Origin of the sequence: Microbacterium sp. B24, from assembly GCF_000333415.1 — a bacterium.
Taxonomy (GTDB): Bacteria; Actinomycetota; Actinomycetes; order Actinomycetales; family Microbacteriaceae; genus Microbacterium.
On record NZ_BADB01000182.1, the window covers coordinates 1 to 9,564 of the forward strand.

Consider the following 9,564-nt stretch of genomic DNA (forward strand, 5'->3'; position numbering starts at 1 on the left):
GATTCGAGCTCGGTCCCGGGGATCCTCTAGAGTCCGGCGACGGCGACGTCGGCCCCGAGCGCATCACCGGCCGACACTGCGGCGGTGAGCGCGCGCCGCGTGGTCCCGGATGTCCGAGGGCTCACGGTCGACGAGGCGGTGAGCACGGTGGAGCGGGCGGGATTGACGGTCGGTGACATCGGCCGCGACGACGGACCCGCGGTGCGCGACACCGTGCTCGCCTCGGTGCCCGCCGCCGGCGACGAGGTCCGTGCGGGCGCCGTGATCGCGCTGCGCGCGGCGTCAGGCCTCAATACTGTTCCCGTCGTGACGGGGATGGTGCCGGCAGAGGCACAGGGCGTGCTGTCTGCCGCCGGCTTCTCCTCTCGTGTGGCCGTCGGCGGCTCGGGTGTCCCGGGTGTCGTCGCCGAGACCGCACCGGGGCCGGGGCAGGTCGCTGCGGTGGGCGCGGTCGTGGTGCTGCGGGTTCCCCCCGAGGCGTCCGCGACGCCGCGCGCGTCGGCGAGCCCGTCGCCGACGCCCCTGCCGTCGGCGACCCCGACGGACACGCCCCCGGCGACGGAGCCTCCCCGACCATGACGGACACCTCTCGCACGCACAGCGGTCATGCGTGCGACACGATTGCAGCGGTCGTCGTTCACCCTCCCGCGTCATCCTGGCTCCGCGAAGCCCCTCCCGAGGGCTCCGCCGCGCGCGCGTTGCGGAACGACCAGCGTCGCTCGGCCTCGAGATCCGCCCACCCGTTCCGCACGCCAGGGAGGCGCCATGACCACTGACTCCGTGACGGAGGTCATCCCGGCATCCCCGACCCCTCGGCCGCGGTCGCTGGTCTCGCGTCCCGTACAGGCGGACCGGGTCTTCCGTGCCGTCTGCTACGCGGCCGGAGGCATCACCGTGGCGATCATGCTCGCCGTGGGGGTGTTCCTCTCCGGCCGTGCCGGCGAGGCGCTCGCCCGCTCGGGGCCGGCGTTCCTGTGGACCCAGGCGTGGTCGCCGGAGGGCGGAGACGGCCAGTTCGGCATCGCCGCCGTGCTGTTCGGCACCGTCACGATCGCGTTCATCGCTCTGTCGATCGCGTTGCCGCTGTCGCTGGCCACGGCGCTGCTGATCAGCGAAGTGGTGCCCGGGCGCATCAGATCCACGCTCATCTCCCTCGTGGATCTGATGGCTGCCGTGCCCAGCGTCGTGTTCGGCCTGTGGGGTGTGTTCTTCCTGCAGGCGAACGTCATTCCGGTCTCGCAGTGGATCTCCACCTACTTCTCCTGGATTCCCCTCTTCGCCGTCACCGACGCTTCGGGCGCCCGCGTGACGGATGCCGGCGCCTTCACGTCCTCGGCCTTCATCGCCGGCATCGTCGTCTCGCTCATGATCGTCCCGACGCAGACCTCCGTCATGCGCGAGGCCTTCTCGCAAGCGCCGCTGGGTGAGCGGGAGGGTGCGCTGGCCCTGGGATCGACGCGGTGGGGGATGATCCGCACGGTCGTGCTCCCGTTCGGCCGCGGCGGCATCATCGGCGGAACCATGCTCGCGCTCGGACGGGCGCTGGGAGAGACCATCGCCGTCGTCATGATCATCTCGCCCATCTTCACCATCAACTGGCAGGTGCTGAAGACGGGAACCAACTCCGTGTCGGCGCTGATCGCCCTCCGCTACGGCGAGGCCAGCCAATTCGGTCTGTCCGCGCTCATGGCCGCAGGTCTCGTGCTGTTCATCATCACACTGATCGTCAACTTCACGGCATCCACCATCGTCGCCCGCAGCCGGTCGGGTGCGGAGAGCAACTGATGACGATCATCGAAACAGTCCCGCGGTCGCCGGCCGCGCACGAGCAGTCGCCGAGGGTCCGCACCGCGATCCCCGTCCGTCACGACGAGGTGGGACAGCGGCGAGACCTGCGCAGCGTGCCGCTCGACGACGCGTTCAACGTGATCGGCGCGGTGGCAGCGGGCATTGCGGTCGCGACGCTGCTGTTCGGCTGGCTGACACCCATGACGGGGTTCATCGGATGGCTGATCATCTCGTTCATCGCCTTCCTCGGCATCTACGCGGTGCTCTCGTCGCTGCGTGCCGATCGCCTCGCCGTCAGTGAGCGGATCATGACGGCCCTCTTCTACTCGGCGGGAGCGATTCTGCTCGGCGCCTTGGTGTTCGTGCTCGGGTATACGGTCGTGCGCGGTGTCCCGGCGCTGATCAACCCGAACTTCTTCGTCGAGACGATGAAGCTCGCCGGACCGCTCGAACCGCTCAGCGTCGGGGGCATTGCGCACGCGATCGTCGGTACGCTCATCCAGATCTCGATCGCCCTCGTCATCACGATCCCGCTCGGAATCACGACGGCGGTGTTCCTCAACGAGATCGGCGGTCGCTTCGCCCGGTTCGTGCGGACGATCTCCGACGCCATGACCGCGTTGCCGTCGATCGTCGCCGGCTTGTTCATCTACGCCGCAATCGTCACCCTCGTCACGCACCAGCGGTCCGGGTTCGCGGCGGCGCTCGCGATCAGCGTCATGATGCTGCCGATCATCATCCGCGCCTCCGACGTCGTCCTCCGCCTCTGGCGAAACATCTGCGGGAGGCGTCGTACGCCCTCGGCACGACCCGGTGGCGGACGGTCTGGCACGTCGTGCTTCCGACCTCGCGCTCGGGTCTGGTCACCGCAGTCATCCTCGGCACCGCGCGCGGCATCGGCGAAACCTCGCCCGTGCTGTTGACCTCGGGCGTGACGGCCGAGATGAACCTCAACCCGTTCAGCGGCCCGATGATCTCGCTGCCCCTGCAGGTGTTCGACTTCGTCAAGTCGCCCGAGCCGAACATGATCGCCCGAGGTTTCGGCGCGGCCGCCACACTCGTGCTGCTCGTGCTCGCCTTGTTCCTCATCGCACGCCTCATCGGCGGGCGGGGGCCCGGGCAGCTGAGCGACCGGCAGCGTCGCGCGGTCGCCGCGGCATCCGCGCGAGACCTCGGGCGCATCGAGGATGCCGCCGCGCGCACGCCGCGTGCGCAGCCCACGGCATCCGCTTCGCCAGAACTCACCCATTCGAACGAGGAGAACCCGTCGTGATCGCGCGAGCCCGCTGGTACCGTTTCGCCGCCGCGACCGTCGTCGCCGCGCTGATCGCGCTGATCCCGCTGATCCCGCTGCCTGCGCAGGCGGCCGAGTCGTATGTCCCCATCTCGGGCTCAGGATCGACCTGGTCGCAGAACGCACTCGACCAGTGGCGCAAGAACGTCGCGGGCAACTACGGCATGACGGTGAACTACTCCGGAACCGGCTCCTCGGCCGGTCGACAGGACTTCATCAACCAGACCGTCGACTTCGCGATCAGTGAGATCCCGTTCCAGGCCCACCCGGAAGACGGATCGGCGCCCGAGATTCCGGCCACGACCTACTCGTACATGCCGATCGTCGCCGGAGGTACCTCGCTGATGTACAACCTCAAGATCGCCGGCAAGCAGGTGACGAACCTGCGACTGTCGGGCGAGGTCATCGCGAAGATCTTCACCGGGGCCATCACCAACTGGAACGATCCGGCCATCCAGGCCGACAACCCCGCGCTCGCGATGCCCGACAAGTCGATCACGCCGGTCGTGCGTTCGGACGGGTCGGGCACGAGCGCCCAGTTCACACTGTGGATGTCGTCCCAGTTCCCGAGCATCTGGACGCGCGGCATGACGTCGCAGTTCCCGTCGCTGAGCGGAGCCTTCAAGGCGCAGAGCGGATCGCTCGGCGTCGCCGGCTACGTCAGTCAGAACTACGGCGAGGGTGCGATCACCTACGTCGAGTACTCGTACGCGCTGAAGTCGGGCTTCCCGGTCGCCAAAGTCCTGAACAAGTCGGGGTACTACGTCGAGCCGACCTACCAATCGGTCGCGGTCGCGCTCATGGGCGCGGCGATCAACTCCGATCTCACACAGAACCTCGACGGTGTCTACAACAACGCCGACCCTCGCACGTACCCCATGTCGAGCTACTCGTACATGATCGTTCCCACCCAGCCGACGAAGGTCTTCACCGCGGAGAAGGGCAAGACGCTGAGCAAGTTCGCGGACTACATGATCTGCGAGGGGCAGCAGCAGGCATCCGCGCTGGGGTACTCGCCGCTGCCGATGAACCTCGTGCAGGCGGCCTCCGACGTCATCAAGACGATCCCCGGAACCGTCGGCGGCGTGGACTTCAACAGCTGCAACAACCCGACCTTCAAGCCGGGCGACTCACCGTCGAACAATCAGCTCGCCGCCACCGCTCCGATGCCGGCCGACTGCGACAAGCAGGGAACGACGCAATGTGCCACCGGCACGGGGGGAGCGACCGTCGACACGCCCGTGACGGGTACCGGCGGATCGGGGCAGGCGACGAGCGGCTCCGGCGCCTCCGACGCCGCCGCGCCGGCGGCCGCCGCCGGCGCCGCGGCGGGCGGGTCCGACCCGGTCTACGATGCGAACGGCAATCTCGTCTCCGGAGCGAGCGCCGGTGGTGCGAAGGCGGTGTCGTCGCCGTTCACCCTCGCCTCCGACGGCTGGGGAGTGCCGCAGATCACGATGCTCGTCGCGTGCGCGTTCCTGCTCGCCGCCATCGTGCTGCCGCCGCTGCTGTCGCGACGCCTGCGCGGCTCGAAGCGCTGAGCACGTCGGTCACCCCGCGCCCCTGCGCGTGACGGGGCGCCTATTCGGCGTGCCTATTTTTTCCGTCTGATCTGGACATTAAAGCGTTCTCATGTTGAGTACGGGCTGGAGCAGGCTCGTTCCCAGGCGATTCATCTGATGTCCACAACCCGCCCATACCTTGATCGCATCCGGCGTAGGTCGCCGCGAATCCCTGGAGAAATCTTGAACGTGTTGCCGCGTACCCGACGCCGCACCTGGTTCGCTTCCGGACTCACCGGACTGCTCACCGCCGGTGCCGTCTTCGCCCTCGTGGCGGGGCTGGGCGTGACGATCGCGCCGACCGGAGCTCGTGCCGCGGACTCGAGTCAGGTGACGGTGACTGCCAAGGCCCAGGACCGGGATCTCGCCTCGGCGCCGATGCCCGATCTGGCGGTGACCGTGTCGCAGACGACGGACCTCGTCAACCAGGGGATCACGGTCAGCTGGACCGGCGCCAAGCAGTCGCAGCCCCCCGTGCCGGGTAGCGGGGGCACCAACTTCCTGCAGATCTTCCAGTGCTGGGGCGACGATCCGACCGACCCCACCCGTCCCGATCGCACCACGTGCGAGTACGGCGCGTTCAACAGGGCCGGCCAGACCCGAGACGGGGCACGGACGCCCGGCAGCGTGGCCGCGCAGGACCAGCAGTACACCGCGCCGGGAACGAACTTCTTCACCCCCACCATTACGGCGATTCCTTTCCGATCCGCGACCGGAAAGGTCATCGCGACCGTCGTCGACGGCAAGAAGGTGCCGGATGCCGTGAGCGTGAACGTCAACGAGTTCCAGACCAGCTACACGACGAACGAGATCCCCTGGGCCGGCAGCGGCCGCGACGGCGCCGGCTCGGTCGCGTTCGAAACGCACACCGCGCTGCAGTCGATCGGACTCGGATGCGGAGCCGCCGTCGGCGCCGGCGCGAGCGCGACCGGCGCGCCGTGCTGGCTCGTCGTTGTGCCCCGCGGCGTGAACGACGTGGGCGAGACTCAGAACTCCTCGTCGGGACTCTTCTGGGACAACTGGAAGCACGCGCTCGCCGTCCGTCTGCAGTTCCGACCCATCGGCGCGCACTGTGCGATCGGCGCCGCGGAGCGCCAGCTGCAGGGCAGCGAGCTCGTGGCGAACGCGATCCAGTCCTGGCAGCCGACGCTCTGCGGGCAGGCCGGGGGAGCCATCTACTCGCACCTGACCAGCGTCGAGTCGAACGCCGTGGTGGCGGCAGCCGCCGACCCCTCGGCGCCACTCGCCCTGACGTCCCAGCCCCTGCCCGTCGCCGACGGCCAGAAGGATCCGCTCGCCTACGCGCCCATCGCCCTGACGGGACTGTCGGTCGCATTCGCCGTCGACCGCACCGCGCCGAACAGCTCCACGGCGCCGGGTGGTGTGGCGGAACGCACCAATCTGCCGTTCACGCAGATGAAGCTCACTCCGCGGCTGATCGCCAAGCTGCTGACGTCGTCCTATGTCGAGTCCTTGCCGTATGGGGCCGACAAGACGGAGATCGGCTACAAGGACAACGCAAACCCCGGGAGCAACGCCTACAACCTGGCGGAAGATCCGGACTTCCGGTCCATCAACGACGCGGACTGGCAGTACCAGGGTCTTCGCGGTCTGGTCTTCGCCGGGCTCCTCGTTCCGCAGGGCCGATCCGACGGCGCCGTCGCGATCTGGAAGTACATCCTGGCCGACGCGGATGCCCGCGCCTTCCTCAACGGCGATCCTGACCCGTGGGGGATGAAGGTCAATCCCTGGTTCTCCACCAATCCGCGGATCAACCCCACGGGAACGGCTCTCGGTATCCCGATGGACAACTATCCCAAGGCCGACCCCATCGAGAGCCCCGCGGACAAGACGGAAGGAACTCCTCCGATCAACCTGGTGACCTGGCGGCCGTACACCAACGATTACGACTCGGGCGGAAAACTGACGCTTCAGGGCGATGCGCTGCTGCTGGGGTCATGGGATCCGCAGGCGAGCCCACCCAAGTTCAGCAAGACGGTCCGGCGTCTCCCCGGATATCAGGCGGTCATGAGCGTGACCGACCTCGGCGCATCGGAACGGTACGGCGTCCACACCGCGGCGCTCCTGAACCCCGCCGGCACGTTCGTCGCTCCGACGACGTCGAGCCTCACTGCTGCCGCTGCCGCCATGACGCCCGTGGCCGGCTCGTCCGGGATGGTGGCCTTCGACCCGGCCTCACCGCAAGCGGCGGCGGCGACAGACGCGTATCCGCTGGCCATGCCGGTCTACGCGGCGGCCCGCACGGACGGGAAGGATGCCGAGCTGCGCTCCAGCTACGCGTCCTTCATCCGCTACGCGGTGGGCGCCGGCCAGCGACCCGGATCCGCCGACGGACAGCTCCCAGAGGGCTACGCACCGATTCCGACGGCGTGGGTGGGGGCGGCCACCGAGGTCGCCGACCGCATCGCTGCGGGGCCGGTCGCGACCTCGCCGCAGCCCTCGGCTCCGAGTTCCGCGACGGTCGTCAGAGCACCGGCCCCCACCGCGGCCGCGCCGGTGAGCTCCAGCGACTCGGCGGGGACGTTGCCGCCCCAGCCGGCGGCGACAGGCGCCGCGATGTCGCTCAGCGCCAGCACGACCCCCGCCGATCCCGTCGCCGCGACCGGCGCGGTGGTTCCCATCGCTCTTCTCGCGGCCGTCGCAGCCGTCATCGTCAGCGCCCTCACGGGCCGCCGGCGACGGATGCCCTCACAGACTTGAGCCCGCTCACCGGGACCAAGACGACGCACACTCGCGTCGGACCCTTCACCTTCGAAAGGCAAACCATGAAGTTCAAGAAGACTGCGTCGTTCGGCGCGGTTGTCGCGCTCGCCCTCGCCGGCGTCGCGTTCGTGGCGGCGCCGGCCAACGCCGAGCCGACCACTCCCACCGGCGGCTACACACTCGCCGGTTCCGACACCATCCAGGACGTCGTCAACGCCCTCGTGAACGGCACCAGCGTCACGGGCTCGTTCGTGCAGGTGAAGGCATCCGGTGTGCCGAACGCGTCCTTCGACGCGTTCCCGAACACCGGCTCGGGCAGCTTCATCCAGACCAAGTCCGGCAGCCAGTTCAAGTACTTCCTGCGTCCTTCCGGCTCGGGCGACGGCATCAACTCGATGATCGCGTCGTTCAACCTCAAGAACAACGGCTACCAGTGGTCCAAGACCGGCTCGCAGAGCCTGCAGGGCTACGTCGACATCGCGCGCTCCTCGGGCGGCCCGAAGACGCTCGACTCGAACCAGTCCAGCCCGGCTGCCAGCGACATCGCCTTCGTCCCCTTCGCCCGCGACGCCGTCTCGTACGCGTACGTCGAGGATGCCTCGTGGAGCCAGTCGCAGAAGGACGCGGTCGCGGCCCTCAGCGGCGCGGACCTGAAGAACCTCTACGACGGCACCCAGCCGGTCGCCGGTGTCACCCTGCGCCCGCTGCTGCCGCAGTCCTCTTCGGGCACCCGCAAGTTCTTCCTCGGCAACGGCGGCGGAACGGGCCTCGGCTACTCGAACAACAACAAGCCCGCGGGCGTCGCGACCGGTGACGACGCCAAGCAGGAGAACGTGGCGACCGAGCTGAGCGCCGTCGGCGTCGGCGCGGTCATCCCCTTCTCGGCCGCCGGCTGGATCGCCCAGTCCAACGGTGCCGTTCCGTTCAACTCGATCGCTGCCGCCAACACCGCTCTCGGCTCCGCCGGCAGCGTCAAGCTGGGCAACCCGCTGTCCTCCTCGACGACGGTCTACACCGGCACGTCCTCGCTGACGCCCACCGCCGCCTACTACGCAAGCACCACGTGGGGACGCAACACCTACCTCGTCACCGCGCTGTCCGCGCTCGCGAACGATGCCAAGGTCGCCGCGCTGCTCGACCCGACCAAGACCGGCGCGACCAGCCTCGCTGGCTACGGGACGCTTCCGTCCACCCCGGGAGCCGTGAAGACGAAGTTCGGCTTCCTCGCGCCGTCGACGACGAACATCGTCTACGCCCTGTCCTCCGACACCTACTGATCTGCCGATCCTCAGAAAAGGACACCGCATCATCATGAAGAAAACCATTCAGCGCGGCGTCGCATTGTTCGTGACCGCCGCGGCAGTCACGGCAGTCGGCGCACTGGCGGCCGCGCCTGCGTACGCGGCGGCGCCCGTCAGCAACCAGACGGTCTACCTGCTCGACGGCAATGCGCTCCCCCTCCCCGCGACGGGAAGCAACTGGAAGAGCACTGACGTTCTGCTGTCGCCGGTCGCGAGCGACCCCAGTGCCGCGTCGAAGTTCTCCGACCCGAGCAGCTTCGTCGGCGTCATCACCTTCATCGCGAACCCGGGCACCGAAGACAACCCCGCCGGGTATCTCGGCACGGGAGGCGGGGGTGGCTGGGGTCCGTACGTGACACCCGACACCCTCACCGACAATCCCGCCGTCGCCGGCGACTTCCACGACCTCCTCAACGCGGGCGGCACGTTCAGCCTCGGTCAGGCGTGGCTCGACGGCAGCAACCACGCCGTGCAGGTCGTCTTCACGACCGTGGTGCTGGGTGCCGGTACGGCGACCACGGGCGGCAGCCTCAGCTGGACGGCTCCGGTGTCGACGACCGCCCCGGCGATCACGACGCAGCCGGCCGACAAGACGGTGCTGCCGGGCCAGTCGGCCGTCTTCACGGCCGCGGCGTCCGGCTCGCCGGCGCCGACGGTGAAGTGGCAGTCGTCGACCGACGGCACCACCTGGTCGGACATGGCGGGCGCCACCTCCGACACCCTCACGGTGTCCAACGTGCAGCTGGCACAGTCGGGTACGAAGTACCAGGCCGTCTACACCAACTCGGCCGGCACGGCGACGACCTCCGCGGCGACCCTCACGGTCACCAACGTGGTTCCCACCGAGCCGACCGGTTCGGACGCGGGCAAGGTCACGATCGCCGACCCCGCCGAC

At 68.9% G+C, this 9,564-nt stretch carries 7 protein-coding genes; all 7 read left to right on the forward strand.

The window, feature by feature from the left end; all coding sequences use genetic code 11:
* The first annotated feature begins 84 nt into the window (after positions 1 to 84).
* Complete coding sequence (locus I5I_RS04620; RefSeq protein WP_036316986.1) at positions 85 to 579, forward strand: PASTA domain-containing protein; 495 nt, start codon at positions 85 to 87, stop codon at positions 577 to 579.
* A 186-nt stretch (positions 580 to 765) separates the two neighbouring features.
* Complete coding sequence (gene pstC, locus I5I_RS04625; RefSeq protein ID WP_036316989.1) at positions 766 to 1,785, forward strand: phosphate ABC transporter permease subunit PstC; 1,020 nt, start codon at positions 766 to 768, stop codon at positions 1,783 to 1,785.
* 781 nt (positions 1,786 to 2,566) lie between these two features.
* Positions 2,567 to 3,061: an ABC transporter permease subunit gene (locus I5I_RS17445; RefSeq protein WP_239640017.1), complete on the forward strand. Its 495-nt coding sequence runs from the start codon at positions 2,567 to 2,569 to the stop codon at positions 3,059 to 3,061.
* On the forward strand, positions 3,058 to 4,623 hold the full coding sequence (pstS, locus tag I5I_RS04635) for a phosphate ABC transporter substrate-binding protein PstS (RefSeq protein ID WP_051039477.1): 1,566 nt from the start codon (positions 3,058 to 3,060) through the stop codon (positions 4,621 to 4,623). The genes I5I_RS17445 and pstS overlap by 4 nt, the downstream gene beginning before the upstream one ends.
* Before the next feature lie 210 nt (positions 4,624 to 4,833).
* Entirely contained in the window at positions 4,834 to 7,365 is a 2,532-nt protein-coding gene (locus tag I5I_RS04640; RefSeq protein WP_036316991.1) for a hypothetical protein, read from the forward strand.
* A 65-nt stretch (positions 7,366 to 7,430) separates the two neighbouring features.
* Entirely contained in the window at positions 7,431 to 8,645 is a 1,215-nt protein-coding gene (locus tag I5I_RS04645; RefSeq protein ID WP_036316992.1) for a hypothetical protein, read from the forward strand.
* A 34-nt stretch (positions 8,646 to 8,679) separates the two neighbouring features.
* Positions 8,680 to 9,564, forward strand: an 885-nt coding sequence (locus I5I_RS04650) for an immunoglobulin domain-containing protein (RefSeq protein WP_036316994.1), incomplete at its 3' end; no start/stop codon positions are given.